The organism is Escherichia sp. MOD1-EC6819 (assembly GCF_002965765.1).
GTDB classification, from domain to species: Bacteria; Pseudomonadota; Gammaproteobacteria; order Enterobacterales; family Enterobacteriaceae; genus Escherichia; species Escherichia ruysiae.
Map to the genome: position 1 here is coordinate 252,826 of NZ_PTRG01000004.1, position 26,051 is coordinate 278,876.

At 50.1% G+C, this 26,051-nt stretch carries 24 protein-coding genes and 2 pseudogenes; 18 read left to right on the forward strand and 8 right to left on the reverse strand.

The features are described 5' to 3' along the window. Positions 1-8: 8 nt before the first annotated feature. Positions 9-995, reverse strand: a complete 987-nt coding sequence (dcyD, locus tag A7Z06_RS07290; protein WP_001128251.1) for a D-cysteine desulfhydrase — start codon at positions 993-995, stop codon at positions 9-11. Between the two features lie 239 nt (positions 996-1,234). On the opposite strand from dcyD, the pseudogene A7Z06_RS22015 reads away from it, so the two are divergent. The 3 genes and pseudogenes from A7Z06_RS22015 to A7Z06_RS07305 all read left to right on the forward strand — a co-directional run. Continuing rightward, positions 1,235-1,369 (forward strand): annotated as a pseudogene (locus tag A7Z06_RS22015) (tyrosine-type recombinase/integrase); the annotation flags it as partial. Between the two features lie 439 nt (positions 1,370-1,808). Beyond that, a complete protein-coding gene (locus tag A7Z06_RS07300; RefSeq protein ID WP_105279378.1) occupies positions 1,809-5,780 on the forward strand; it encodes an autotransporter outer membrane beta-barrel domain-containing protein in 3,972 nt (1,323 codons plus the stop codon). 24 nt (positions 5,781-5,804) lie between these two features. Next, positions 5,805-6,094, forward strand: a pseudogene (locus A7Z06_RS07305) (integrase core domain-containing protein); the annotation flags it as partial. An 11-nt stretch (positions 6,095-6,105) separates the two neighbouring features. On the opposite strand, the gene tcyJ reads toward A7Z06_RS07305, so the two are convergent. The 4 genes from tcyJ to A7Z06_RS07325 all read right to left on the reverse strand — a co-directional run bounded on the left by tcyJ (position 6,106) and on the right by A7Z06_RS07325 (position 9,925). Beyond that, entirely contained in the window at positions 6,106-6,906 is an 801-nt protein-coding gene (gene tcyJ, locus A7Z06_RS07310; RefSeq protein WP_000779810.1) for a cystine ABC transporter substrate-binding protein, read from the reverse strand. Between the two features lie 87 nt (positions 6,907-6,993). After that, positions 6,994-7,545 carry a flagella biosynthesis regulatory protein FliZ gene (gene fliZ / locus A7Z06_RS07315; RefSeq protein ID WP_024165180.1) on the reverse strand — a complete coding sequence of 184 codons (552 nt, stop codon included), beginning with the start codon at positions 7,543-7,545 and terminating at the stop codon, positions 6,994-6,996. A gap of 45 nt (positions 7,546-7,590) precedes the next feature. Beyond that, the gene (gene fliA, locus A7Z06_RS07320; protein ID WP_000839543.1) at positions 7,591-8,310 is read right to left on the reverse strand and encodes an RNA polymerase sigma factor FliA; all 720 of its coding nucleotides are present in this window, start codon (positions 8,308-8,310) and stop codon (positions 7,591-7,593) included. Between the two features lie 304 nt (positions 8,311-8,614). Continuing rightward, complete coding sequence (locus tag A7Z06_RS07325) at positions 8,615-9,925, reverse strand: FliC/FljB family flagellin (protein WP_000079765.1); 1,311 nt, start codon at positions 9,923-9,925, stop codon at positions 8,615-8,617. Between the two features lie 246 nt (positions 9,926-10,171). On the opposite strand from A7Z06_RS07325, the gene fliD reads away from it, so the two are divergent. The 4 genes from fliD to amyA all read left to right on the forward strand — a co-directional run bounded on the left by fliD (position 10,172) and on the right by amyA (position 13,943). Next, positions 10,172-11,587, forward strand: coding sequence for a flagellar filament capping protein FliD (gene fliD / locus A7Z06_RS07330; RefSeq protein ID WP_000146827.1), 1,416 nt, complete (start codon positions 10,172-10,174; stop codon positions 11,585-11,587). A 15-nt stretch (positions 11,588-11,602) separates the two neighbouring features. Then, on the forward strand, positions 11,603-12,013 hold the full coding sequence (fliS, locus tag A7Z06_RS07335; protein WP_000286600.1) for a flagellar export chaperone FliS: 411 nt from the start codon (positions 11,603-11,605) through the stop codon (positions 12,011-12,013). Next, on the forward strand, positions 12,013-12,378 hold the full coding sequence (gene fliT, locus A7Z06_RS07340; protein WP_001015044.1) for a flagella biosynthesis regulatory protein FliT: 366 nt from the start codon (positions 12,013-12,015) through the stop codon (positions 12,376-12,378). The genes fliS and fliT overlap by 1 nt, the downstream gene beginning before the upstream one ends. Before the next feature lie 77 nt (positions 12,379-12,455). Further along, positions 12,456-13,943: an alpha-amylase gene (amyA, locus tag A7Z06_RS07345; RefSeq protein ID WP_001245676.1), complete on the forward strand. Its 1,488-nt coding sequence runs from the start codon at positions 12,456-12,458 to the stop codon at positions 13,941-13,943. Positions 13,944-14,063: 120 nt separating this feature from the next. Here the strand turns inward: amyA and yedD are convergent, their stop codons facing one another. Next, positions 14,064-14,477, reverse strand: a complete 414-nt coding sequence (yedD, locus tag A7Z06_RS07350; protein WP_010346797.1) for a lipoprotein YedD — start codon at positions 14,475-14,477, stop codon at positions 14,064-14,066. A 186-nt stretch (positions 14,478-14,663) separates the two neighbouring features. On the opposite strand from yedD, the gene yedE reads away from it, so the two are divergent. Continuing rightward, the gene (yedE, locus tag A7Z06_RS07360) at positions 14,664-15,869 is read left to right on the forward strand and encodes a selenium metabolism membrane protein YedE/FdhT (RefSeq protein WP_000118927.1); all 1,206 of its coding nucleotides are present in this window, start codon (positions 14,664-14,666) and stop codon (positions 15,867-15,869) included. Then, positions 15,866-16,099: a sulfurtransferase-like selenium metabolism protein YedF gene (gene yedF, locus A7Z06_RS07365; RefSeq protein WP_000790504.1), complete on the forward strand. Its 234-nt coding sequence runs from the start codon at positions 15,866-15,868 to the stop codon at positions 16,097-16,099. Before yedE ends, yedF begins: the two co-directional genes overlap by 4 nt. 126 nt (positions 16,100-16,225) lie before the next feature. On the opposite strand, the gene zinT is transcribed toward yedF, so the two are convergent. Beyond that, positions 16,226-16,873, reverse strand: coding sequence for a metal-binding protein ZinT (gene zinT / locus A7Z06_RS07370; RefSeq protein ID WP_000989853.1), 648 nt, complete (start codon positions 16,871-16,873; stop codon positions 16,226-16,228). Between the two features lie 223 nt (positions 16,874-17,096). Here zinT and A7Z06_RS07375 point away from each other — a divergent pair, with 223 nt between their 5' ends. Beyond that, on the forward strand, positions 17,097-17,501 hold the full coding sequence (locus tag A7Z06_RS07375; RefSeq protein WP_000373062.1) for a DUF1398 family protein: 405 nt from the start codon (positions 17,097-17,099) through the stop codon (positions 17,499-17,501). A 184-nt stretch (positions 17,502-17,685) separates the two neighbouring features. Continuing rightward, complete coding sequence (gene pliG / locus A7Z06_RS07380; RefSeq protein ID WP_000700153.1) at positions 17,686-18,087, forward strand: g-type lysoyme inhibitor PliG; 402 nt, start codon at positions 17,686-17,688, stop codon at positions 18,085-18,087. 579 nt (positions 18,088-18,666) lie between these two features. Here pliG and fliE read toward each other — a convergent pair. Beyond that, positions 18,667-18,981 carry a flagellar hook-basal body complex protein FliE gene (fliE, locus tag A7Z06_RS07390; protein ID WP_024165182.1) on the reverse strand — a complete coding sequence of 105 codons (315 nt, stop codon included), beginning with the start codon at positions 18,979-18,981 and terminating at the stop codon, positions 18,667-18,669. Positions 18,982-19,195: 214 nt separating this feature from the next. Between fliE and fliF the strand changes: the two genes are divergently transcribed. The 7 genes from fliF (at position 19,196) to fliL (ending at position 26,049) form a co-directional block, all read left to right on the forward strand. Continuing rightward, positions 19,196-20,854 carry a flagellar basal-body MS-ring/collar protein FliF gene (gene fliF, locus A7Z06_RS07395; RefSeq protein WP_001098223.1) on the forward strand — a complete coding sequence of 553 codons (1,659 nt, stop codon included), beginning with the start codon at positions 19,196-19,198 and terminating at the stop codon, positions 20,852-20,854. Continuing rightward, on the forward strand, positions 20,847-21,842 hold the full coding sequence (gene fliG, locus A7Z06_RS07400) for a flagellar motor switch protein FliG (protein ID WP_000067966.1): 996 nt from the start codon (positions 20,847-20,849) through the stop codon (positions 21,840-21,842). Before fliF ends, fliG begins: the two co-directional genes overlap by 8 nt. Further along, positions 21,835-22,521 carry a flagellar assembly protein FliH gene (gene fliH, locus A7Z06_RS07405; protein WP_001282720.1) on the forward strand — a complete coding sequence of 229 codons (687 nt, stop codon included), beginning with the start codon at positions 21,835-21,837 and terminating at the stop codon, positions 22,519-22,521. The genes fliG and fliH overlap by 8 nt, the downstream gene beginning before the upstream one ends. Then, positions 22,521-23,891, forward strand: coding sequence for a flagellar protein export ATPase FliI (fliI, locus tag A7Z06_RS07410; protein ID WP_000213313.1), 1,371 nt, complete (start codon positions 22,521-22,523; stop codon positions 23,889-23,891). The genes fliH and fliI overlap by 1 nt, the downstream gene beginning before the upstream one ends. Positions 23,892-23,912: 21 nt before the next feature. Then, the gene (gene fliJ, locus A7Z06_RS07415; RefSeq protein ID WP_000807573.1) at positions 23,913-24,356 is read left to right on the forward strand and encodes a flagellar export protein FliJ; all 444 of its coding nucleotides are present in this window, start codon (positions 23,913-23,915) and stop codon (positions 24,354-24,356) included. Beyond that, the gene (locus tag A7Z06_RS07420) at positions 24,353-25,480 is read left to right on the forward strand and encodes a flagellar hook-length control protein FliK (protein WP_105279379.1); all 1,128 of its coding nucleotides are present in this window, start codon (positions 24,353-24,355) and stop codon (positions 25,478-25,480) included. The genes fliJ and A7Z06_RS07420 overlap by 4 nt, the downstream gene beginning before the upstream one ends. Positions 25,481-25,584: 104 nt before the next feature. Beyond that, complete coding sequence (gene fliL, locus A7Z06_RS07425; RefSeq protein ID WP_000133127.1) at positions 25,585-26,049, forward strand: flagellar basal body-associated protein FliL; 465 nt, start codon at positions 25,585-25,587, stop codon at positions 26,047-26,049. Positions 26,050-26,051 lie beyond the last annotated feature (2 nt).

A 26,051-nucleotide genomic window follows, 5' to 3' on the forward strand; every position in this document is an offset into this window, starting at 1 on the left:
TTCCGGGGCTAGACGTGAGGATGATAGGCGAACAGCGCAGGCGCGCCGCCAGTATGAATAAACAGAATCGGCCCTTCGTCTTTGAAGCGTTTCTGACTGATGCCATCCATCAGCCCCGCCATCGCTTTTCCGGTATACACAGGATCAAGCAGAATGCCTTCCAGCCGCGCCAACAGTTTCACCGCTTCCATGCCTTCGTCGTTCGGCACGCCGTAGCCAGGCGCAAAATAGTCATCCCAGAGTAAAATTTCCGCTGATGCGCTCAGTTCCAGTTCTTTCGCGATTGACTGTTGTAGGTTAACCACTTTTGGCAACTGGTCAGCAACGGAACGTGACACGGTCACGCCAATCAGTTCGCTTTCTGGCATTAGATGTTCCAGTCCTACTGCCAGTCCGGCGTGAGTTCCGGCGCTGCCCGACGCCACCACCACCGAAGAAATATTAACCGCCCCTTCACACTGTTGCGCGATTTCCAGCGCGCTCTCCACATAGCCCAGCGCGCCTAAAGCATTAGAACCTCCAACCGGAATGACATACGGACGGAACCCTTGCGCTTCGACTCGCGTTGCCAGCTCTTCCAGTTGGGCATTGGGATCGGTCAGCGCATCGCACATTTCAATCTGGGTATTGAAGAGATCCAACAACAAGCGATTGCCGTTGGTTAAATAGTTTTCTGCGGTTGTTCCGATAGGATTCTCCAGCAGCGCCACACAATGCAGCCCAAGTTTTGCGGCGACGGCGGCAGTCTGGCGCACGTGGTTAGACTGAATCGCTCCGGCGGTAATCAGAGTGTCGGCACCTTCACGCAGGGCGTCTGCCGCGAGAAACTCTAGTTTGCGTAATTTATTGCCGCCCATCGCCATCGGAGTGACGTCATCCCGTTTAATGAAAATTTCCCGCCCAAGATAATCAGAAAGACGCGGCAGATATTCGAGCGGCGTTGGTGCGCCGATAAACTCCAGCCGTGGGAAACGAGTTAAATTATGCAGTGGCATAAAAGCCTCCGGTATGTGTTGTTGTGATATTGTTATTATGCACGCAAAAAACGCTTAAATAAAAAAGGCGCTAATTAAAGCACCTTTTTTGTCATTATGCCCCGTCCAGAACAGCGTTGACACGTTTCTGGCTGTGATTTCACCCGATGGATGCAACATACTGGTTGAACCGCTCTGCGGGTGATTCATACTCTGGCGTTTTATCGGTCTTTCGTTGAGCGTCTGGCAACTGTAGTAGTCACGGATTCCGGGTGATGGCATGTAGTGCATTAATAGAATCAGGTTTGTGGTCCCGTGATACTGTTGAATGTCCGATGGATCATCAGGAACGTAACGGTGTAAAGGCTGCTTATATCCATAAAGCAGAACATCTGATGTCCCCTGGTTACGAGTATAACTTCTCCTGGCATTTTCGGTTGTTCAAGTCTGGTTATCCCCCCATTCATTAATATGAAAATCATTATCTCTGCATTAATTATTATTTATACCTAAGTCTATTTTTAGGAAAAGAATATTATATTCTCCGAGAATATTTTCAGACACTTTTCCTATAAAAGAAGCAGAGAAACACTCACTATCTAAAATTACACTAATCAATAAACAAACTAACATCCAGAAAACATTACAATTTCAAATTACTTGTCAAAAAAAATCAACCTGATTGCTTGAGATAGATTTTTTCTGTTTATTTGCAATAATGCTCGCTCGCTTCGTTCATTTGTATGATGATTAGATAATGCATATTACTTCTCAATAACATTACACAGTCAAACTATTTAACCAACATTCTTAAACAAAAAAATTGGAGCTTTTGTGAAAATCAAAATTAATAAAAAAGAAAGGTTTGATATCTATATAAAAAACAGAAAAACATTCGGCATAACGCAAGAGGGAATGAAGACAACGTTACTATGCAGCCTTATATCTGCCACTCTGGCCATTCAGCCTGCTTTGGGAGCTAAAAAGGAAGTTACTCTTTCTGAAGGAAACCCTGCTGAAATATCTGAAAATATCATTGGTGCTGATGGCTCGCAGGACAGGTCGGGTAATGATGATGGGGAGGCCGGTGAAGATGCTCTCACTGTTAATGTTGTACCCGGTTCGTTACAGAATGAAAATATCCTGACAATTAACAGCGGTACTAGCATTAGTGGCGGTGAAGGCGGATGGGCTGGTGATGATGATGTTACTAAAATGGGCTCTGCTGGGGGCCAGGGCGGTACAGCCATTACTGGAAATAATTTTACTCTTGTTAATTCTGGTTATATTTCCGGTGGTAAGGGCGGTTGGGGAGGTTATGGTAATGGCGGAGGCGATGCAGGTGAAGCGGGTATCGCTATTTCCGGAGATGATCTTACCATTACGAACAACGGAAGCATTACGGGTGGCAATGGCGGAATGCCTGGAGCCAGTGGTTATGGCGATGAAAGCGGTGGTTTAACTGGGACTCCTGCTGTTGGTGGGACTGCCATATCTGGCAATAATCTTCAAATAAGCAATAACGGAAATATCACTGCCGGGCAAGGTAGTAGTGGTGCCTGGTGGGCAGTATGGGGCTCTTCTGCCGGCACCGGAGGGAATGGAGGCACGGCCATATCCGGAAATAATATGGAGATAACAAATAATAATCACATTACAGGTGGCCAGGGGGGGGATGGTGCTCGCGGTGGCGAAGGTAGTGTCGAATTTACTACCGATCAGAATATTAATGGGAGTAGCGGTGGTAATGGTGGTATTGGAGGGACTGCTATATATGGTAATAATATTAAGATAAATAATACGGGAGATATAACTGGCGGACAGGGGGGCACTGGTGGTGAAGGTGGTAGAGGTGGTACAGATGAATATGATCACACTGACTCAGCGCCCCTTGGTTCTGGTGGTATTGGTGGTATTGGTGGCACCGGGGGGATTGCCATATCTGGAAATAATATGGAAATAAATAATTATGGAAATATTATTGGCGGAAATGGCGGCACTGGTGGTGATGGTGGCGATGGAGGGCGTTCCCTTGAAAATAATAAAACTGGTGCCGGAGGTAATGGTGGCAACGGAGGTAATGGTGGTACTGCTATATCCGGGAGTGATATTACGATAAATAATCATGGCAGGATATTGCCTGGTAGTGGCGGACAGGAAGGTGAAAGTAACGTTCACTTCCCCGGAGGAGTATCTGGTAACAGAGGGCAAGATTGTGACACCGCAATATCTTTGAATGGTGGAACTAACTCGTTGAATCTCTACGCCGGTTCTACCATTCAAGGTGATATTGTTTTGAATAGTGCTGTAAATAATGCTGATGGTAATTTTCTGTCCATTACAAATAAAGACTCCGCCAGCTCTGAGATAAAAGGCAATCTGAGTGCGGGTACAGGTACACATGTTTCCGTTTCGGGAGCTGATGTCACTTTTAGCGGAAGTTCGGTATTTGACAAAGATTCATCGCTGAATATGGGTACAGGTTCCAGTCATTTAACTGCCAACAGTATGCAGTTCAATAACGGTGCAGTGCTTAATGTTGATACTGCCATGACAATATGGAAGCAAAATGAGTACGGCTTGTTGACGACCTCCGACGGCATAACAGGGCTCTCTGAAAATAATATTTATCAACATAATAATCTCCTGAGTGATGGTGCTGAAGACTATGTTTTAACATCACTTAGAGGTAACGGGCAGACAGTAAAAGAGGTCAGTTCTTCCCTGAAGTGGAATGACCCCTCAGGAAATGGATATGGCACGTTTGATCTGAGGAAAGGCGCGGTGTTAGAGCTGAAGGTACGGCTTGCAGATAACAATGCTGCTCAGTTATCTCATGGCTGGGATGGAAAAACGCTGACCAAAGCCGGCGAAGGAACACTGATTCTGTCCTCCCAAAACACTTACACGGGGGTAACAGACATCCGTGGCGGCAATGTTCGCATGAACAGCAACAGTGCTCTGGGACAGACCAGCGAGATTCGTCTGGCAGACGACACCATGCTGGACATGAACGGTCACAGCCAGATCGCAGGTAAACTGAACAACGCAGCAGGTTCCATACTGAACATTAATGGCGGTAATCTGACCCTCACAGGTGGAGGCCTGTCTGCAGGCACCCTCATCGGCTCTGGCTCCCTGAACATCAGCGGTGGCGTGTTCGCTATTACTGGTTCCACCCGCGCCCTGAATGCCACCACCACTATCGCAGAAAAGGCAATGGTGAAGGTGCTTACTACTGACGGACTGGGAGCAGGCTCGGTTAACACTGCCGGCACACTGATTCTGGGCAAGGCTGATGCACCTGTCATGCTTGCTAACAGCCAGGTCACCATCGCTCAGCAGGGGACACTCTCTGGCTCTGGTGGTGTCGCCGGGAACGTAACCAACAGCGGTACTCTTGACCTGAGAGCCGATGCTCCGGGTAATGTACTGACGATCGGAGGTAACTATACCGGTAATAATGGCTTACTGCTCATGAACACCGCTCTGGGGAATGACAGCTCCGCAACAGACAAACTAGTTATTAAAGGCAATGCTTCCAGTCAGACCCGAGTGGTTGTTATAAATGCAGGTGGTACCGGAGCACAGACACTGAACGGTATTGAGTTGATTCATGTCGACGGAAATGCTGACAGTGCTGCATTTATTCAGGCCGGGCGTATTGCCGCCGGGGCTTATGACTACACGCTGGGACGTGGTCAGGGAAGCAACCGTGATAACTGGTATCTGACCAGTGGTAAAAACACTCCGTTCCTGCTGCGCGCTCTGAAAGCAATGCAACCCCCTGCCCCTGAACCTGCTCCGGGTGGTCATGACAACGACCTGCGTCCGGAAGCTGGCTCCTACACAGCGAACATTGCTGCAGCAAACACCATGTTCGTATCCCGTCTTTATGAACGCCAGGGGCCGATGCATTACACCGATGTGATTACCGGTGAGCAGAAAGAAACCAGCATGTGGATGCACCATGAAGGGGGACACAACCGCTGGCGTGACGGTACAGGCCAACTGAAAACACAGGGTAACCGTTACGTCCTGCAGATGGGCGGTGACCTGGCTCAGTGGAGCCGGAACAGCTCTGACCGCTGGCATCTGGGGGTTATGGCTGGTTACGGTAATGACCATAACAATACAGATTCTGTACGTACCGGATACAGTTCAAAAGGCAGTGTGAAAGGATACAACACAGGTCTGTATGCCACCTGGTATGCTAATGATGAGACACATAGCGGGGCTTATCTGGATAGCTGGGCACAGTACAGTTGGTTCGATAACGATGTGAAAGGTGACGGCCTGCCGGGGGAATCCTGGAAATCAAAAGGTCTGACAGCCTCACTGGAAACCGGTTATGCCTGGAAAGCCGGTGAGTTTACCGGTAGCCATGGCAGTCTGAACGAATGGTATGTCCAGCCTCAGGCTCAGGTTATCTGGATGGGCGTAAAAGCTGATGAGCACCGCGAACGCAATGGTACCCATGTTGAAAGCACCGGTGATGGCAACGTCCGTACCCGTCTGGGTGTGAAAACCTGGATTAAGGGGCACAACAGAATGAACGGCGGCAAATCCCATGAGTTCCGTCCGTTCGTTGAGGTGAACTGGCTGCACAACACCCGTGATTTTGGCACCCGCATGAACGGTGTGACGGTACATCAGGACGCCGCCAGCAATATCGGAGAAGTAAAAACCGGTGTTGAGGGACAGATAAATGACCATCTGAACCTGTGGGGCAATGTGGGTGTACAGCTCGGTGACAAGGGATACAGTGACGCCTCTGCCATGCTGGGTGTGAAGTATACATTCTGAACCGGGTAGTGTAGTGGTCAGTAATACTGTTCAGCTCTTTATCAGTCAGTGCATGAGAGAAACGGGATAACCTGTTCAATGACCAATGGTTATGATTGCTACCAGAATGCGCTGGCTGAACGAATAAATGAGATCCTGAAAAATGAGTTTTACTCTCGCGTCCTACAAACCTGACGTAGACCTGGGAAATGGTAAAAAAATCCGTGACAATTTATAACCATTAGCGACCACACCTGGCACGGAAATACAAAACGCCCGATGGAGTTCATCAGGCGTTTTACAGACAGAAAACTGTCAACTTAAATCAGGACTAGTCATTATGCGATTATTTGGTCACATCAGCACCAAACCATTTTTCGGAAAGAGCTTGTAGAGTGCCGTCTTTTTGCATTTCTGCAATGGCATCGTTAACCGCTTTCAGCAGGTCTTCGTTACCTTTACGCAGCGCCACACCTGACTCCTGGCGGGAGAAGGCTTCGCCGGTTACTGCCAGCGTATCATTGGTTTTTTTCACCAAATCCAGCGCAGCCAGACGATCAACCAGGATGGCATCAATACGACCTACGCGCAGATCCTGATATTTGGTCGGATCATCATCATAGGTACGCACATCAACACCCTGAACATTCTGCCGCAGCCACTCTTCATAGTTAGTCCCCAGACCAACGCCAACTTTTTTACCTTTCAAATCGTCGGCGGTTTTAATGGTGCCTTCATTACCTTTTTTCACCAGCGCCTGAATACCGGAAATGGTGTACGGGGTAGAGAAATCGTATTTTTTCTTACGTTCATCAGAGATGGTGACCTGATTAATCACCACATCGATGCGCTTAGAATCCAGTGACGCCAGCATACCGTCCCACTTTGTCGGTTTTAATGCGGCTTCCACGCCCAGATGTTTTGCCAGTTGTTGCGCAAATTCCACCTCAAAACCGGTCAATTTACCGTCATCGCCCTGAAAGCTAAACGGCGGGTAAGTCCCTTCCAGTCCTACCAGCAAAGTGCCCCGCTCTTTCACTTTATTGAGCAGACCTTCGTCGGCAAAACTTTTCACGCTCATACCCGCAACCAGCGCCACGGCCATAACCCCCATCAGCGCCTGACGTCCCAGATGTACTAATTTCATATTCACCCCGAATGTTGTTATGTTGGTTTGCAGTGTAGAGCCATTGTTCGAAGACACAAAAACAACTCTGCTACATCTTATTCTTATTTAATATATATCAGAAGCTGACAGGCTGGGGGATTTCTGCGTAAGGTCACCACGGGTTTGCATCTGGTAGCACTGGTACTTACGTAATGCGATGCGATAATTATTGGTGCTGGTGGTGGGCAGCCAGGGAGCCAGGTTTTCATCAAGAAAACCATCCTGCAGCAGGTCGGAGGAAATATCGTGTTCGCTTAAATAATTACCCAAACGACGTAGACGTACCACATATTCGCGCACAGTGCCGGGGCTCATTTCAGTATGATCAAAGAGAAACTGTTTAAAGCCGATAATATCAAAAAAATCACTCTGGGTTTTGCAATGTAAATCGCCGCAGAAACGGCATAATGCCGCCCATGATTTTTGTTCCTCAAACCAGCCATTTTCATCAAGCAGCGTATCAAGGCGAGATATCGCTATTTTATTCACTATCTTGCCATCGCGCACGAGAGTAATACGATCGAGTAATTTACGGCAATATGCGCAATGAGTCTGGCTATGTTTAAAGTCTTTAAGATAGCGGCTTAATGGCCGCCTTTTCTGGTGCTGCACCATTATTAAGAACTCCTGGTATTCAAAATTAATGTGCGGCATTTACCTAAGTTATAACTTACCCAGTTTGGTGCGTAACCGTTTAATAGCCTGGCTATGTAACTGACTGACCCGAGATTCACCGACTTCCAGCACTGCGCCAATCTCTTTGAGATTAAGCTCTTCCTGGTAATAGAGCGTTAATACCAACTGTTCGCGCTCCGGTAACATTTCGATGGCTTCCATCACCCGCTGACGCAAATTACCGTCCAGTAATTGCTGCAATGGGTTATCCCGCTGATGATCGTCAGTAACCAGTTCAATGCTATCACCGTGCTCTTCGCGCCACTCATCATAGGAGAAAAGTTGGCTGTTATTCGTATCAAGCAACATTTGTCGATAGTCGGCGATTTCAATCCCTAAACGTTCTGCCACTTCAGTTTCTGTGGCATTGCGGCCAAGCTCCTGCTCCAGTTGCCCTATTGCCTGCGCCACTTCACGTGCATTGCGTCGCACGCTGCGCGGCACCCAGTCACGGCTGCGAAGTTCATCCAGCATAGCACCACGGATACGCTGCACTGCGTAAGTTGTAAATGCCGTTCCTTGCAGGGCATCATAACGTTCAACAGCATTAAGTAATCCAATGCCGCCTGCCTGTAGCAGATCGTCAAGTTCTACACTCGCGGGCAGTCGAACCTGCAGGCGCAATGCTTCGTGACGCACCAGCGGGATATAACGCTGCCACAGCGAATGTTTATCCATTACACCTTCAGCGGTATAGAGTGATTTCACGATAAACAGCCCTGCGTTATATAAATAATCGGCATAATTATCCGTTTCTGCAGGTTTTTTAATCGGACGATTAATGGGTGAAATAAGGGGTTATTTAGGGTAATCGGTAAATAACGAGCAGAATAACCCCGCCGGAGCGGGGTTAAGATAGCTGACAACGTCCGCCTCATCTTGCCGGATGCGGCGTAAACGCCTTATCCGACCTACGCGAATATGCAAATTTATTAATTGCGATTCACCTTTTAGGCATGATAAGCGCAGCGCATCAGGCAATTTGGCGTTTGCTGTCGTTATATTACGACGATTAACCCTGCAGCAGAGACAGAACTTGTTGCGGCACCTGGTTAGCCTTAGACAGCACAGAGTTACCCGCCTGCTGGATGATCTGCGCTTTCGACATGTTAGACACTTCGGTCGCATAGTCGGCGTCCTGAATACGGGACTGCGCTTCAGACAGATTGGTGGTGGTGTTGTTCAGGTTAGTGACCGCAGAATCCAGACGGTTTTGAACGGCACCGAGGGAGGAGCGGAATTTGTCAACAGAAGCAATCGCTTTGTCTAAAAGTGCCAGTGGATCAGCAGAAGAAGCCCCTGAGAACTGTGCAGTCGGAGTTGCTGTAGATAATTCAACAACAACCTTGTTCCCTGTGGCTGTTGCTGCAGTGTCGTCATCAAGCGCCGTTGCAACCGTTGTAGCGTAGTTTTTACCCTGGAATGTTACATATCCCGCAGCCGCGCCTTTAGAGTCGGCGGCAACTTTAATCAGTTGATCTTTCTGAGTAGCAGCAGTCGTTAGTCCATTATCGGTGTCTTTGTATTCGACATCGGCTTTATTCAACGTGACTTTACCGTCTGCATGATTAATCGACGCGGAGTAGAAATCACTGCCGGATTGAACGACGAACTGTGCAGTGGCAGCCCCTTTCGCATCCAGTGTATTGTGTAACGTCAGGCTAGAAACATCGACTGTTTTACCTGTCGCAGTAGTCAGATCTTTCGCAACAGCCGTGAAATCAACACCAACGGGTTCCGTTCCTGCATCACCCGTAATTTGAGTAATAGAACTGCTAACATTCAGCGACTGACCCGAAACGGAGAAACCATTCAATCCCAGCGTGGAAGAATCAATTTTCTGCAAGTCGATAGAGATGGTCTGCCCATCATTCGCGCCAACCTGAATCTTCATGGAACCATTTTTCGCCAGCACGTTCACGCCGTTGAACTGGGTCTGACCGGAAACACGGTCAATTTCATCCAGACGGGATTTGATTTCGTCCTGAATAGAAGACAGGTCAGAATCAGAGTTAGTGCCGGTCGTCGCCTGAACGGTCAACTCACGCACACGTTGCAAGTTGTTGTTGATTTCAGACAGTGCGCCTTCTGCGGTCTGCGCCAGAGAAATACCGTCGTTGGCGTTACGCGCGGCCTGAGTCAGGCCTTTAATGTTAGAGGTAAAGCGGTTAGCAATCGCCTGACCTGCGGCGTCATCTTTCGCGCTGTTAATACGCAGACCAGAAGAGAGGCGCTCGATAGAAGTCGACAGCGCAGACTGATTTTTGTTGATGTTGTTCTGAGTGATCAGCGAGAGGCTGTTGGTGTTAATGACTTGTGCCATAATTTTTATTCCTGTTTTTTAGCTCTACGGTTTAAGTATCGGGCTTCCACCCTTCGGCTTCGTCGCCGTCAACCCTGTTATCGTCTGGTCTCTCACAACCTTTAGAATTTTTTTCTAGCGGTCGAAATACTCCCCTTCCTCGTTGCTGTTCGTGTCATTAAGCCAAAAAATAAATCGTAAACTTTGCCCCGCTTACGCCGATAACCCCGGTATTCGTTCTACATGTCGCATGATTAAGGAATCAATATGGCTAGTATTTCAACGCTTGGGGTTGGGTCGGGGCTGGACTTAAGCAGCATCCTCGACAGTCTGGAGGCGGCAGAAAAATCTACCCTGACGCCGATATCAAAACAGCAAAGCTCTTACACCGCGAAACTGAGCGCCTACGGGACGCTGAAAAGCGCACTGGAGAGTTTCCAGACAGCCAACACAGCACTGAATAAAGCCGATTTATTTACCGCCACCTCAACCACCAGCAGTTCATCGGCTTTCAGCGCCACCACCACGGGCAGCGCGATTGCCGGGAAATACACCATTAGCGTCAGCCAACTGGCGCAGGCACAGACGCTGACCACCAAAAACAGTCAAAAAGACAGTAAAGCCGCCATCGCCACCAGCGATAGCGTACTGACCATCCAGCAAGGCGGCGGTAAAGATCCGGTCACGATTGATATCAGCGCGGCTAACTCGTCACTTTCCGGTATTCGCGATGCCATTAACAACGCCAAAGCTGGCGTCAGCGCCAGTATCATCAATGTAGGTAACGGCGAGTATCGTCTGTCCATCACCGCTAACGATACGGGCAGCGATAACGCGATGAAACTTAGCGTCAGCGGCGACAGCGCCCTGGAAAGTTTTATGGGTTACAACGGAACTTCAGGTGATAGCAGCAATGGCATGATTGAAAGCGTCACCGCACAAAACGCCAAACTGACGGTCAATAACGTTGAGATTGAAAACAGCAGTAACACTATCAGCGACGCACTGGAAGATATCACCCTCAACCTGAATGACGTCACCACTGGTAATCAGACACTGACCATCAGTAAAGACACATCAAAAGCTGAAAATGCGGTTAAAGCGTGGGTGGATGCCTATAACACATTGCAGGATACGTTCAGCAGCTTAACCAAATACACCGCCGTCGATGCCGGCGCAGAAAGTCAGGACTCCAGCAATGGCGCATTACTCGGCGACTCCACACTGCGTACCATCCAGACTCAGCTTAAAACCTTGCTCGCCAATACCCACAGCAGTTCAAACTATAAAACGCTGGCACAGATTGGCATTACCAGCGATGCCAGTACCGGCAAGCTGGAAATCGCGACCGACAAGCTGCAAACGGCGCTGAAGAAAGATGCCGCTGGCGTCGGTGAAATGTTTATTGGTGACGGTAAAAGTACAGGGGTAACCACCGGCATTAGCAGCAATCTGACCAGTTGGCTCTCCTCCACCGGGATAATCCAGGCAGCAAAAGATGGCGTCAGCAAAACGCTGAACAATTTGACTGATCAGTACAACGCAGCCAGTGAACGTATCGATACCTTAATGGCGCGCTATAAAGCCCAGTTTACCCAATTAGATGTGTTAATGAACTCGCTGAACTCCACCAGTAGCTATCTGACACAGCAGTTCGATACCTCAAATAGCAGCTCGAAATAATCTTCAGGAGAGACTATGTACAGCGCAAAAGGCACCCAGGCCTATGCCCAAATTGGCGTCGAAAGCGCCGTAATGAGCGCCAGCCAACAACAATTGGTCACCATGCTATTTGACGGCGTGTTGAGTGCACTGGTAAGAGCGCGCCTGTTTATGCAGGACAACAATCAGGAAGGAAAAGGCGTCTCTTTGTCAAAAGCGATCAGCATTATTGATAACGGGCTGAGGATCGGTCTTGACGAAGAAAGCCAGGACGAATTAACCCAGAATTTGATAGCCCTGTATAGCTATATGATCAGGCGTTTGCTGCAAGCCAATTTACGCAACGATGTCTCCGCAGTCGAAGAAGTGGAAACGTTGATGCGCAACCTTGCCGATGCCTGGAAAGAGTCTTTACTCTCCCCTTCTTTGATTCAGGATCCTGTCTGATGAACCACGCACCGCACTTGTATTTTGCCTGGCAACAACTCGTCGAAAAAAGCCAACTCATGTTACGCCTGGCGACAGAAGGACGATGGAATGAACTCATCGCCAGCGAAATGGAATATGTCAATGCGGTGCAAAAGATCGCACACCTAACGGAAGAAACGGAACCCTCTGCCATGATACAGGAGCAACTCAGACCGCTGCTGCGCCTCGTTCTGGAAAACGAAAACAAAGTAAAACAGTTATTGCAGATTCGGATGGATGAACTGGCGAAACTGGTCGGTCAGTCATCAATGCAAAAATCTGTGTTAAGCGCCTACGGTGATCAGGGGGGCTACGTGCTGGCGCCGCAGGAAAACCTCTTTTGACGCTTAAAAAGATGATGGCTCGCGAATAATCCGATTACGGCTACGCTTCTAATGTTCCCCTTGAGTGGAGTCGAAGAATGCGTAATCCCACGCTGTTGCAATGTTTTCACTGGTATTACCCGGAAGGCGGCAAGCTCTGGCCTGAACTGGCCGAGCGCGCCGACGGTTTTAATGATATTGGTATCAATATGATCTGGCTGCCACCAGCCTATAAAGGCGCATCGGGCGGGTATTCGGTCGGCTACGACTCCTACGATTTATTTGATTTAGGCGAATTTGATCAAAAAGGCAGCATCCCCACCAAATATGGCGATAAAGCACAACTGATGGCCGCCATTGATGCACTCAAACGCAATGACATTGCGGTACTGCTGGACGTGGTCGTCAACCACAAAATGGGCGCAGATGAAAAAGAAGCCATTCGCGTACAGCGCGTCAATGCTGACGATCGCACGCAAATTGATGATGAAATCATTGAGTGCGAAGGCTGGACGCGTTACACCTTTCCCGCTCGTGGCGGGCAATACTCGCAGTTTATCTGGGATTTCAAATGTTTTAGCGGTATCGACCATATCGAAAACCCAAACGAAGACGGTATCTTTAAAATCGTCAACGACTACACCGGCGAAGGCTGGAACGACCAGGTTGATGATGAGCTTGGTAATTTTGACTATCTGATGGGTGAAAATATCGATTTTCGCAACCATGCCGTTACGGAAGAGCTCAAATACTGGGCGCGCTGGGTGATGGAGCAAACGCAATGCGACGGTTTTCGTCTCGACGCAGTAAAACATATTCCGGCCTGGTTTTATAAAGAGTGGATCGAACACGTGCAGGAAGTCGCGCCAAAGCCGCTATTTATTGTGGCGGAATACTGGTCGCGCGAAGTTGATAAGCTGCAAACGTATATTGATCAAGTTGAAGGCAAAACCATGCTGTTTGATGCGCCGCTACAGATGAAATTTCACGAAGCATCACGCATGGGGCGCGACTACGACATGACGCAGATTTTCACCGGTACGCTGGTGGAAGCCGATCCTTTCCATGCTGTTACGCTGGTCGCCAATCACGACACCCAACCGTTACAAGCCCTTGAAGCGCCGGTTGAACCGTGGTTTAAACCGCTGGCTTATGCCCTGATTTTGCTGCGGGAAAATGGCGTCCCTTCCGTGTTCTACCCTGATTTGTACGGTGCTCATTACGAAGATGTCGGCGGTGACGGACAAACTTATCCGATAGATATGCCGATAATCGAACAGCTTGATGAGTTGATTCTCGCCCGCCAGCGTTTCGCCCACGGAGTACAGACGTTATTTTTCGACCATCCGAACTGTATTGCGTTTAGTCGCAGCGGTACTGACGAATATCCTGGCTGCGTGGTGGTCATGTCAAACGGCGACGATGGCGAAAAAAACATTAATCTGGGGGAGAATTACGGCAATAAAACCTGGCGCGACTTTCTGGGTAATCGACAAGAGAGCGTAGTAACCGATGAAAATGGCGAAGCGACCTTCTTTTGCAACGGCGGTAGCGTCAGTGTGTGGGTTATCGAAGAGGTGATTTAAAACCGATCACTGAAAATACACTCATCGTTATTGCGGGGGCGCTACAGTTCCAGACCCGATAAGCTTGCGCATCGGGCACTTTTTTTGACATAAAAATCCCCCAGCGCCAGGGGGATTTCATTACGGTAGTGGCGTCGGCAACGGCGCTTTTTCCAGCACGGCAGCACATTCAGCCGTCGGTCGATTCACGCGTTCCATTGTCATGCCGTCATATTCGATAGTGTTACCGTCACGTTCAATTTCATATAGCTCACGTTTGACAGTAACGTTAGTGAGATCATCCGATATCAGCGTCAACTTACCCGGTAAAGCAATCACCCGCTGCCACTGACGACAATCCAGCGTATCCCCCTGTTTAGTAACAATCAGGCTACCTATCGCTTCAGGGCTGACCAGAGCACGTTGTGGCCCTTTGGTCTGCCAGTAGCCCGCCAGCCACTCTGGCGCGGGTGCTTTCACAACATTGTTATAATTTTCAACTTCGGCACAGCCAGCCAGCAGCATAAGTGCGCCTGCAATTGCGAGTTTTTTCATCATTCATCCTGCATGAGAAGAAAAGAGGATTGTGGCATTAATGCCTTGATGCTGCCAGCCTTTCCAGACCCAAGGTGAAATTTGATCTAACCATTATTTTTGTGAATTATTGACCCGAAAATAAATTTACATGGTGTATGATTCGCTGCTCTTGTTACAAACCTTCTGAGTTCAGAGGCTACATACATGTCATGGCAGCAATTCAAGCAAGCCTGGTTGATTAAATTCTGGGCCCCCATCCCCGCAGTCATCGCGGCGGGTATTCTCTCCACTTATTATTTTGGCATCACCGGCACCTTTTGGGCAGTTACGGGTGAATTTACCCGCTGGGGCGGTCAGCTCCTGCAACTGTTTGGCGTCCATGCTGAAGAGTGGGGTTATTTTAAAATAATTCATCTGGAAGGATCGCCATTAACCCGCATCGACGGAATGATGATTCTGGGTATGTTTGGCGGCTGTTTTGCCGCTGCTCTGTGGGCCAACAACGTTAAATTACGTATGCCGCGCAGCCGTATCCGCATTATGCAGGCCATTATTGGCGGTATTATCGCCGGTTTCGGCGCACGTCTGGCGATGGGCTGTAACCTGGCTGCGTTCTTCACCGGTATTCCGCAGTTCTCGTTGCACGCCTGGTTCTTTGCTATCGCCACCGCCATCGGCTCATGGTTTGGTGCGCGCTTTACCCTACTGCCGATGTTCCGCATCCCGGTAAAAATGCAGAAAGTCTCTGCCGCATCACCGCTAACACAAAAACCGGATCAGGCACGGCGTCGCTTCCGCCTCGGTATGCTGGTATTTTTCGGTATGCTGGGCTGGGCGCTGCTGACAGCAATGAATCAACCGAAGCTGGGGTTGGCTATGCTATTTGGCGTCGGCTTTGGCTTACTGATTGAACGCGCGCAAATCTGCTTTACCTCGGCGTTCCGCGATATGTGGATCACCGGACGAACCCATATGGCGAAAGCGATCATTATCGGTATGGCGGTGAGTGCCATCGGTATTTTCAGTTATGTACAGTTAGGCGTAGAACCGAAAATAATGTGGGCGGGTCCGAACGCTGTCATTGGTGGGTTACTGTTTGGTTTTGGTATTGTTCTGGCAGGCGGCTGTGAAACTGGCTGGATGTACCGCGCGGTGGAAGGCCAGGTGCACTACTGGTGGGTTGGCCTGGGCAACGTTATCGGCTCGACGATTCTGGCTTATTACTGGGATGATTTCGCCCCGGCGCTGGCAACCGACTGGGACAAAATCAACCTGCTGAAAACCTTTGGCCCAATGGGCGGCCTGCTGGTGACATATTTGATGCTGTTCGCTGCGTTAATGTTGGTTATCGGCTGGGAGAAACGCTTCTTCCGCCGTGCGGCGCCGCAGACTGCTAAGGAGATCGCATGAAAAATATCGTTCCTGATTACCGTCTAGATATGGTGGGCGAACCCTGCCCTTATCCGGCGGTCGCTACTCTTGAGGCGATGCCGCAGTTAAAGAAAGGCGAGATCCTCGAAGTGGTCAGCGATTGCCCGCAGTCAATTAACAATATTCCGCTGGATGCGCGTAATCACGGCTATACCGTACTGGATATCCAGCAAGACGGGCCGACCATTCGTTATTTGATTCAAAAGTAATCTTTTCTCCCGCTGTTTCAGGCAGCGGGAGTGTCTATGCTACAAATGCTCTGCTGTAGAGGCAGAGAAAAGTACGCGATATATCAGACAAATATTCTCAAGGATTTATGGCAATCCTGAAATGAACTAGTGATGAAGCATCTCATCCACAATTTCTTTCGTCTGTAACTGATAAGGATAATAAGTTGGCCAGTTATCCATCTCTTCAAGTAATTGCTGTTGTGACGTATTGCCCATAAATATATGGAAATGAGAGGATTTCCGGGGGGCAATAATATGATCGCTAAACTGCACAAACTTAGGTGCTTTACTGGCAGGATCACGGCACTCAAACAGATAACGAACACCTTTCTTTCCTGATTTATATGTCAATATCTTGAATCCACTATAATTATATTTACAGGAAGTCACCTCCTCCCCTCTGTGGAACTCCATAACACCATTTTCGATACCGATAGTGTCAATATCCGTCGTATATCCCTGCTGATAATAGGACTTAATATCCGCAAATGATTTACCCGGTTCTTTTTTTGCTTTCATTTCAAAAACAGGATCAAGGTCACCACTTTGAAGCAAGGGGTATACCGATTGCCAAATACCATCCCAGTCAGTGAGTGACCTGTCTTTCACGTTATCATCATCAAAAATACCCTTTGCTGCTTTTTGTTCTATTTCTGTCAGTGGTGCCCCATGCGAATGATGCCCATGAGCAAGTGCATAGTTGCCGGTCAATAGTAACCCCAGCGCAAAAGCCAATTTATTAACAACCATCATCCAGTTTATCCTCCCGCTTCAACATTCATTAAATGTTATAACATAACATTTTGCGAGTGCAATACTGAAGAACGAATAGCAAAACCTAACCAGACACACGCATCATAACCCTATATTTAGTACGTCTTTGTCACCCGCATTAAGTCATCGGATCTGATTGAAGGAATAGCACCAATCATGCAAACTACAAACTCTCACAACTAACAAGAGATTATTCCCTCTGATGGATCAGGTTGCTATTTTCCAAAAGATGTTTGAGCAAGTGAGAACGGAGCTAAACTTTTCCTGGTTTTACACAGAGTTAAAACGTCATCATATTGCGCATTACATTTACTATCTTGCTACAGATAACATTAGGATCGTCACACACGATGACAAGGTGTTGTTAATAAGAGGAAGCAGAAATCTATTAAAAGTCAGTGCCACTAAGAACCCTGAGCAAGTAATAAAAGCAGCCCGGACTCACATTTCCAGAAAGTCTACTTTTCGGGAATATTGTATAACGCTCGCGAATGCGGGTGTTTTCCGGTGGGTTACTGACGTTAATGATAATAAACGTCGTTACTATTCCATCGATAATACACTCTTATATATTGAAGATGTTGAAAACAATAAACCCTTAATTTAAGTGTATTAGCTCATCTCAGATCTGACAGTTATCCGTTATTTGTACAGGTATCTGTCAGATTATCTCTTCCCTGACACCACTCACGCGCCATAGCAACTTCCAGGCGGGAGGCTCATGGAAAATATCTGGCAAAAATTGTTATATTATAACAACGGTAGTTTTTCCATGACTGAGGAGAACACACATGAAAATCAATGGTGTAAGTAAAGCCATTTTTCTTTTTGCACTGCTAACCTCAACGGCCTCTGCCGCTGGCAAGGACGTTAATGTTGAGTTCAGGAAGGGGCATAATAGTGCGCAGTACTCAGGAGAGATAAAGGGATACGATTACGACACATATAACTTCTATGCCCAAAAAGGCCAGAAGGTGCACGTCAGCATCTCCAATGAGGGAGCTGATATTGTCCTCTTTGGGCCCGGAATCAGCGATTCGGTTGATCTCTCCAGATACTCTCCCGAGCTTGATGACAACGGTCAGTACATCCTTCCCGCTTCCGGTAAATATGAGCTAAGGGTGCTTCAAACCCGCAATGACGCTCGTAAAAACAAGGCTAAAAAATACAGCGTCAACATCCAGATTAAGTAAACAGAGAACGACGGGGCTATCCCCGTCATTACTTTCCTGTACTTGAAAATGACTGTCAGTAACAGACAGGAGCTGGCTGTGACACGGTTTCCCCCCACATCACACCTGCTGGCGAGAGCGACAAACCCGCGCCCTGTTTACGCGTTAAATACTTGCTGCTTTAACCGTCTGAATAGTGTGGGGATATATCGGTAAGTGTTACCTGAAAATACGATTAATTTTATGGTTTAAACCTTTTTTAGTTATTAGTAAGATACATGCGCTTCCAAAAAAGCTGGGAAATTCAACAACTCTTGGAAAATTTTTGGCCTTGTCCCGCGGCTCCAATCCGACAGCCGCGTTTCTTTTCACTATCTAATCCATCGCTAACTTACGAACTTTGCCTTCACGCATTCAAACGCGGAATACAAAAGATCGGCAGCACGGGAAAAGAGAGTCTGGATTGTATCCAGTGCAAAGCGTTGTGGATGGCAGAAAACAATCAGGAGCAGGTATCAGAAATTGGGTGCGTTTGCCCCATCCATGCCCCACGCTGTGGGATCGGATGTCATTAAACAAGCACAGTCAACAAGTTAAAACCTACACCTGCATGGACATCACTTCCTGGTATGCTGCCACCAGCTTATTACGCACCTGAATCCCCATTTGCATCGAAACCGACGCTTTTTGCATATCGGCCATCACATCGTTTAGCGCCACGCCGGGTTCGCCGAGGGTGAATTTTTCTGCCTGCGTGCGCGCGGCGGTTTGCGTATCGCTTATGCGATCGAGCGCGGCATGAAGCTGTCCGGCAAAACTGATTGTGGGTTGCGACAGTGGCTGCTGGACACGCGCACTCATTGCCGTGGCCTGTAACTGGCTGATAACCCCTTCGATCCCTTGTATGGCTGACATACTCATCTCCCAAATAGTTTCTGGTAGCAGAGCCTATCAGCAAGTCAATAAGATAAAGGCGTTAAATAACGATAAAAAAACGGGTTAATTGGCGCATAGAAAAAAATAAAACCACAAATAATGAGGCCGTTAATTTTTCGAGTGTGCTGACCCGGGAGTGCGTCTTGTTCCACTTTGCCAATACCGCCGTCTATCATCTGCCGCGAGGTGCGCGATGAATACGACCGCAGCCCAGACAAAATCTCTTGAGTGGCTCAATCGCCTGCGCGCGAATCCGAGAATTCCCCTGATTGTTGCTGGTTCCGCTGCGGTGGCAGTGATAGTCGCGTTAATTCTGTGGGCAAAAGCCCCTGATTACCGCACGTTATTCAGCAATCTTTCCGATCAGGATGGTGGCGCAATCGTCAGCCAACTGACGCAAATGAATATTCCTTACCGCTTCAGCGAAGCCAGCGGCGCGATTGAAGTTCCGGCCGATAAAGTTCACGAGCTGCGTCTGCGTCTGGCGCAGCAAGGCTTACCTAAAGGCGGTGCAGTTGGATTTGAACTGCTCGATCAGGAAAAATTTGGCATCAGCCAGTTCAGTGAACAGGTGAATTATCAGCGGGCGCTGGAAGGCGAGCTTTCCCGTACCATCGAAACTATTGGCCCGGTAAAAGGGGCGCGCGTGCATCTGGCGATGCCAAAACCCTCTTTATTTGTTCGTGAACAAAAATCTCCTTCGGCATCAGTGACGGTAAATTTGTTGCCAGGCCGCGCGCTGGATGAAGGGCAAATTAGCGCCATTGTACATCTGGTTTCCAGCGCGGTTGCCGGTCTACCACCAGGAAATGTCACGCTGGTGGATCAGGGCGGACATCTGTTAACCCAATCCAACACCAGCGGGCGTGACCTTAATGACGTCCAGTTGAAATATGCCAGCGATGTCGAAGGACGCATTCAGCGGCGTATTGAAGCGATCCTGTCGCCTATTGTCGGCAACGGCAATATTCACGCCCAGGTAACGGCACAACTGGACTTCGCCAGTAAAGAGCAAACAGAAGAACAGTATCGCCCTAACGGCAACGAATCACAGGCGGCGCTCCGCTCACGCCAGCTTAATGAGAGCGAGCAAAGCGGTTCCGGTTATCCGGGCGGCGTACCGGGTGCGTTGTCGAATCAGCCAGCGCCTGCGAATAACGCACCAATTAGTACGCCTCCGGCAAATCAAAATAATCGCCAGCAGCAGGCGAGCACCACCAGCAATAGTGGACCGCGTAGCACGCAGCGTAATGAAACCAGTAACTACGAAGTCGATCGCACCATTCGTCATACCAAGATGAACGTGGGCGATGTGCAACGCTTATCCGTTGCGGTAGTGGTGAATTACAAAACGTTGCCAGATGGCAAACCGTTGCCTCTCAGCACCGAACAGATGAAGCAGATTGAAGATCTGACCCGCGAAGCGATGGGCTTTTCGGAAAAACGCGGCGACTCGCTCAATGTCGTCAACTCGCCATTCAATAGCACTGACGAAAGCGGTGGAGAACTACCATTCTGGCAACAGCAGGCATTTATCGATCAGTTGCTGGCTGCCGGGCGCTGGTTGCTGGTGCTGCTGGTGGCGTGGCTGCTGTGGCGTAAAGCGGTACGCCCACAGCTAACACGTCGCGCCGAGACGATGAAAGCTGTACAGCAACAGGCACAGAGCCGCGCGGAAGAGGAAGATGCGGTAGAAGTCCGCCTGAGCAAAGACGAACAACTACAGCAACGCCGCACTAACCAACGTCTGGGAGCTGAAGTAATGAGCCAGCGTATCCGTGACATGTCTGATAACGATCCGCGCGTGGTGGCGCTGGTCATTCGCCAGTGGATAAACAACGATCATGAGTAACCTGACAGGCACCGAAAAGAGCGTCATCCTGCTAATGACCATTGGCGAAGACCGGGCGGCTGAGGTATTCAAACACCTCTCCCAGCGCGAAGTGCAAACCCTGAGTGCGGCGATGGCAAACGTCACGCAGATCTCCAATAAGCAGTTAACGGATGTGCTGGCAGAGTTTGAGCAAGAAGCTGAACAGTTCGCGGCGCTGAATATCAACGCCAACGATTACCTACGTTCGGTGCTGGTCAAAGCCCTTGGTGAAGAGCGTGCCGCCAGCCTGCTGGAAGATATCCTCGAAACCCGCGATACCGCCAGTGGTATTGAGACACTCAACTTTATGGAACCGCAGAGCGCCGCCGATCTGATCCGCGATGAGCATCCGCAGATTATCGCCACCATTCTGGTGCATCTGAAGCGCGCCCAGGCCGCTGATATTCTGGCGTTGTTCGATGAACGTCTGCGCCACGACGTGATGTTGCGTATTGCGACCTTTGGCGGCGTACAGCCTGCCGCGCTGGCGGAACTGACCGAAGTACTCAATGGCCTTCTCGACGGTCAGAATCTCAAACGCAGCAAAATGGGCGGCGTGAGAACGGCAGCCGAGATTATCAACCTGATGAAAACCCAGCAGGAAGAAGCGGTTATTACCGCCGTGCGTGAATTTGACGGTGAGCTGGCGCAGAAGATCATCGACGAGATGTTCCTGTTCGAAAATCTGGTGGATGTCGATGATCGCAGCATCCAGCGCCTGTTGCAGGAAGTGGATTCAGAATCGCTGCTGATCGCCCTGAAAGGTGCCGAGCAGCCACTGCGCGAGAAATTCCTGCGCAATATGTCGCAGCGTGCCGCCGATATTCTGCGCGACGATCTCGCCAATCGTGGTCCGGTGCGTCTGTCGCAGGTCGAGAACGAACAGAAAGCGATTCTGCTGATTGTGCGCCGTCTTGCCGAAACCGGCGAGATGGTGATTGGCAGCGGCGAGGATACCTATGTCTGATAATCTGCCGTGGAAAACCTGGACACCGGACGATCTTGCGCCGCCGCAGACGGTGTTTGTACCCATGGTCGAGCCAGAAGAGAGCATTCCTGAAGAGGCCGAACCCAACCTTGAGCAACAACTGGCGCAACTGCAAATGCAGGCCCATGAGCAAGGTTATCAGGCGGGAATTACCGAAGGTCGCCAGCAAGGCCACGAACAAGGCTATCAGGAAGGAATCGCTCAGGGGCTGGAACAAGGACTGGCGCAAGCAAAATCCCAGCAAGCGCCGATTCATGCCCGGATGCAGCAACTGGTCAGCGAATTTCAAACCACGCTTGATGCGCTTGATAGTGTGATTGCTTCGCGCCTGATGCAGATGGCGCTGGAGGCGGCGCGTCAGGTGATCGGTCAGACGCCAACGGTGGACAATGCGGCGTTGATTAAGCAGATCCAGCAGTTGTTACAGCAAGAACCGTTATTCAGCGGCAAACCGCAGCTACGCGTGCATCCGGATGATCTACAACGTGTTGATGAGATGCTTGGCGCAACGTTAAGTTTGCATGGCTGGCGCTTGCGCGGCGATCCGACACTCCATCCTGGCGGCTGTAAAGTCTCCGCCGATGAAGGCGATCTCGACGCCAGTGTCGCCACTCGCTGGCAAGAACTCTGCCGTCTGGCAGCGCCGGGAGTAGTGTAATGACCACGCGCCTGACACGCTGGCTAACCACACTGGACAACTTTGAAGCCAAAATGGCGCAGTTGCCTGCGGTGCGTCGCTACGGGCGATTAACCCGCGCCACCGGGCTGGTGCTGGAAGCTACCGGATTGCAATTGCCGCTCGGCGCAACCTGTGTGATTGAACGCCAGAACGGCACTGAAACTCACGAAGTAGAAAGCGAAGTGGTTGGCTTTAATGGTCAACGACTGTTTTTAATGCCACTGGAGGAAGTGGAAGGTGTCCTGCCCGGCGCACGCGTTTATGCCAAAAATATCTCCGGCGATGGCCTGCAAAGCGGCAAACAGTTGCCGCTCGGTTCGGCGTTATTAGGTCGCGTTCTGGACGGCAGCGGTAAACCGCTCGATGGCCTCCCCTCCCCCGATACGACTGAAACCGGTGCGCTGATTACCCCACCGTTTAACCCGTTACAACGCACACCGATTGAACATGTGCTGGACACGGGCGTGCGTCCTATCAATGCCCTGCTTACCGTCGGGCGCGGGCAGCGTATGGGGCTGTTTGCCGGTTCCGGCGTCGGTAAAAGTGTGCTGCTGGGAATGATGGCACGTTACACCCGCGCCGATGTGATTGTCGTGGGTTTGATTGGCGAGCGTGGGCGCGAAGTAAAAGATTTTATTGAGAATATCCTCGGTGCTGAAGGACGTGCACGCTCAGTGGTGATTGCCGCACCGGCAGATGTTTCCCCACTCCTGCGAATGCAGGGTGCCGCCTATGCCACGCGCATTGCCGAGGATTTTCGCGATCGTGGTCAGCATGTGTTGCTGATTATGGACTCCCTCACCCGCTACGCGATGGCTCAGCGTGAGATTGCGTTGGCGATTGGCGAACCGCCAGCCACCAAAGGTTATCCACCGTCGGTGTTCGCCAAATTACCGGCGCTGGTCGAGCGTGCCGGAAACGGCATCAGCGGCGGCGGCTCGATTACCGCGTTTTATACCGTGCTCACCGAAGGCGATGACCAGCAGGATCCGATTGCTGACTCCGCGCGGGCAATCCTCGACGGTCACATTGTGCTGTCTCGCCGACTGGCGGAAGCCGGGCACTATCCAGCTATCGATATTGAAGCGTCGATCAGCCGTGCAATGACGGCGTTGATCAGCGAGCAACATTATGCGCGAGTGCGCACATTCAAACAGTTGTTGTCGAGTTTTCAGCGTAATCGCGATCTGGTCAGTGTCGGCGCTTACGCCAAAGGCAGCGATCCAATGCTCGATAAAGCCATCGCCCTGTGGCCGCAGCTGGAGGGCTATTTGCAACAAGGTATTTTTGAACGCGCGGACTGGGAAGACTCTCTTCAGGGGCTGGAACGTATTTTTCCGACAGTGTGACTACGCAGGAGATAACAGCAGATGGCAGAACATGGCGCACTGGCGACCCTGAAAGATCTGGCAGAAAAAGAGGTGGATAACGCCGCACGTCTGTTGGGTGAAATGCGTCGCGGATGTCAGCAGGCAGAAGAACAACTCAAAATGCTGATCGATTATCAGAATGAATATCGAAACAACCTGAATAGCGATATGAGTGCCGGGATGACCAGCAACCGCTGGATCAACTATCAGCAGTTTATTCAGACGCTGGAAAAAGCCATTACCCAGCATCACCAGCAACTCACGCAGTGGACACAAAAAGTTGATGTTGCCCTGAATAACTGGCGGGAGAAAAAACAACGTTTGCAGGCCTGGCAGACACTACAGGAACGGCAATCCACGGCGGCGCTACTGGCAGAAAACCGCCTCGATCAGAAAAAGATGGATGAGTTCGCCCAGCGCGCCGCCATGAGGAAACCAGAATGATTCGCTTAGCGCCCTTGATTACCGCTGACGTTGACCCCTCCGCATTGCCCGGCGGCAAAGCCAGTGATGTCGCTCAAGATTTTCTCGCATTGTTGAGCGGGGCATTAGCAGACGATACAACAACCGACAAAGCTGCGATCCAATTGCTGGTGGCAACCAATAAACCTGCCACAAAAGGCGAACCGCTGGTGAGTGATATTCTTTCTGATGCGCAACAAGCGGATTTACTGCTCCCTGTGGATGATACACCGCCAGTCGTTAATGACGAACACGCCACATCAACACCGTTAACCGCCGCTCAGGCGATGACGCTGGCTGCGGCGGCTGACAAAAATACGACAAAAGACGAAAAAGCGGATGATCTTAATGAAGACGTCACCGCAAGCCTGAGCGCCCTTTTCGCGATGTTACCGGGTTTTGACAATACACCCAAAGTGACTAATACGCCGTCAACCGTGTTACCGACAGAGAAGCCAACGCTCTTCACAAAACTGACTTCTGCGCAACTCACCACAGCACAGACTGACGACGCCCCTGGCGCTCCAACTCAGCCATTCACACCGCTGATTGCTGAAGCCCAGAGTAAAGCGGAAGTCATCAGCACGCCATCGCCGGTGACCGCTGCCGCCAGTCCGCTAATCACTTCGCACCAGACGCAGCCACTGCCCACCGTCGCAGCGCCTGTTTTGAGTGCACCGCTGGGTTCTCACGAATGGCAACAATCATTAAGCCAGCATATTTCGCTGTTTACCCGTCAGGGACAACAAAGTGCCGAGCTGCGTTTGCATCCGCAGGATTTAGGCGAGGTGCAAATCTCCCTTAAGGTGGATGACAACCAGGCGCAAATCCAGATGGTTTCGCCGCATCAGCACGTTCGCGCGGCACTGGAGGCGGCTCTGCCAGCACTGCGCACACAACTGGCAGAAAGCGGTATTCAGTTGGGACAGAGCAATATCAGCGGCGAGAGTTTTAACGGTCAGCAGCAGGCCGCGTCCCAGCAACAGCAAAGTCCGCGCACAACAAGCCATGAACACCTGGCTGTCGAAGATGACGATGCACTGCCGGTTCCCGCCTCTTTACAAGGGCGTGCAACAGGTAATAGCGGCGTAGATATTTTCGCCTAACGTCAGAGGTGGCACCGTAATCCACGTCTTTTCCACGCTTTGCCGCGCTTAAGACACAGGATAATTAGCCGATAAGCAGTAGCGACACAGGAAGACCGCAACACATGACTGATTACGCGATAAGCAAGAAAAGCAAGCGATCGCTTTGGCTCCCGATCCTGGTATTCATTACTCTCGCGGCCTGCGCCAGCGCGGGTTACAGCTACTGGCATTCGCGTCAGGCTGCTACTGACGACAAAGCACAGCAACACGTCGTACTCTCACCTGTCTTCTATGCACTGGACACTTTTACGGTCAATCTGGGCGAAGCGGATCGCGTGCTTTATATCGGCATAACACTGCGACTGAAAGATGAAGCCACCCGTTCGCGCCTGAGCGAGTATTTACCGGAAGTCCGCAGTCGCTTGCTGTTACTGTTTTCGCGCCAGGATGCCGCCGTGCTGGCAACTGAAGAAGGCAAGCAAAAGCTGATTGCCGCAATTAAAGCCACACTCTCCACCCCGCTCGTTGCCGGGCAACCGAAACAGGATGTCACCGACGTGCTGTATACCGCTTTTATTCTGCGATAACG

Coding starts and splice junctions, on each gene's coding strand:
- A7Z06_RS07420 (WP_105279379.1), top strand. CDS start 24,353: ATGATTCGCTTAGCGCCCTTGATTACCGCTGACGTTGACCCCTCCGCA.
- fliD (WP_000146827.1), top strand. CDS start 10,172: ATGGCTAGTATTTCAACGCTTGGGGTTGGGTCGGGGCTGGACTTAAGC.
- pliG (WP_000700153.1), top strand. CDS start 17,686: ATGAAAATCAATGGTGTAAGTAAAGCCATTTTTCTTTTTGCACTGCTA.
- tcyJ (WP_000779810.1), bottom strand. CDS start 6,906: ATGAAATTAGTACATCTGGGACGTCAGGCGCTGATGGGGGTTATGGCC.
- fliL (WP_000133127.1), top strand. CDS start 25,585: ATGACTGATTACGCGATAAGCAAGAAAAGCAAGCGATCGCTTTGGCTC.
- A7Z06_RS07375 (WP_000373062.1), top strand. CDS start 17,097: ATGGATCAGGTTGCTATTTTCCAAAAGATGTTTGAGCAAGTGAGAACG.
- fliI (WP_000213313.1), top strand. CDS start 22,521: ATGACCACGCGCCTGACACGCTGGCTAACCACACTGGACAACTTTGAA.
- yedD (WP_010346797.1), bottom strand. CDS start 14,477: ATGAAAAAACTCGCAATTGCAGGCGCACTTATGCTGCTGGCTGGCTGT.
- A7Z06_RS07325 (WP_000079765.1), bottom strand. CDS start 9,925: ATGGCACAAGTCATTAACACCAACAGCCTCTCGCTGATCACTCAGAAC.
- fliJ (WP_000807573.1), top strand. CDS start 23,913: ATGGCAGAACATGGCGCACTGGCGACCCTGAAAGATCTGGCAGAAAAA.
- fliG (WP_000067966.1), top strand. CDS start 20,847: ATGAGTAACCTGACAGGCACCGAAAAGAGCGTCATCCTGCTAATGACC.
- yedE (WP_000118927.1), top strand. CDS start 14,664: ATGTCATGGCAGCAATTCAAGCAAGCCTGGTTGATTAAATTCTGGGCC.
- yedF (WP_000790504.1), top strand. CDS start 15,866: ATGAAAAATATCGTTCCTGATTACCGTCTAGATATGGTGGGCGAACCC.
- zinT (WP_000989853.1), bottom strand. CDS start 16,873: ATGATGGTTGTTAATAAATTGGCTTTTGCGCTGGGGTTACTATTGACC.
- fliT (WP_001015044.1), top strand. CDS start 12,013: ATGAACCACGCACCGCACTTGTATTTTGCCTGGCAACAACTCGTCGAA.
- fliF (WP_001098223.1), top strand. CDS start 19,196: ATGAATACGACCGCAGCCCAGACAAAATCTCTTGAGTGGCTCAATCGC.
- fliH (WP_001282720.1), top strand. CDS start 21,835: ATGTCTGATAATCTGCCGTGGAAAACCTGGACACCGGACGATCTTGCG.
- fliS (WP_000286600.1), top strand. CDS start 11,603: ATGTACAGCGCAAAAGGCACCCAGGCCTATGCCCAAATTGGCGTCGAA.
- fliE (WP_024165182.1), bottom strand. CDS start 18,981: ATGTCAGCCATACAAGGGATCGAAGGGGTTATCAGCCAGTTACAGGCC.
- dcyD (WP_001128251.1), bottom strand. CDS start 995: ATGCCACTGCATAATTTAACTCGTTTCCCACGGCTGGAGTTTATCGGC.
- amyA (WP_001245676.1), top strand. CDS start 12,456: ATGCGTAATCCCACGCTGTTGCAATGTTTTCACTGGTATTACCCGGAA.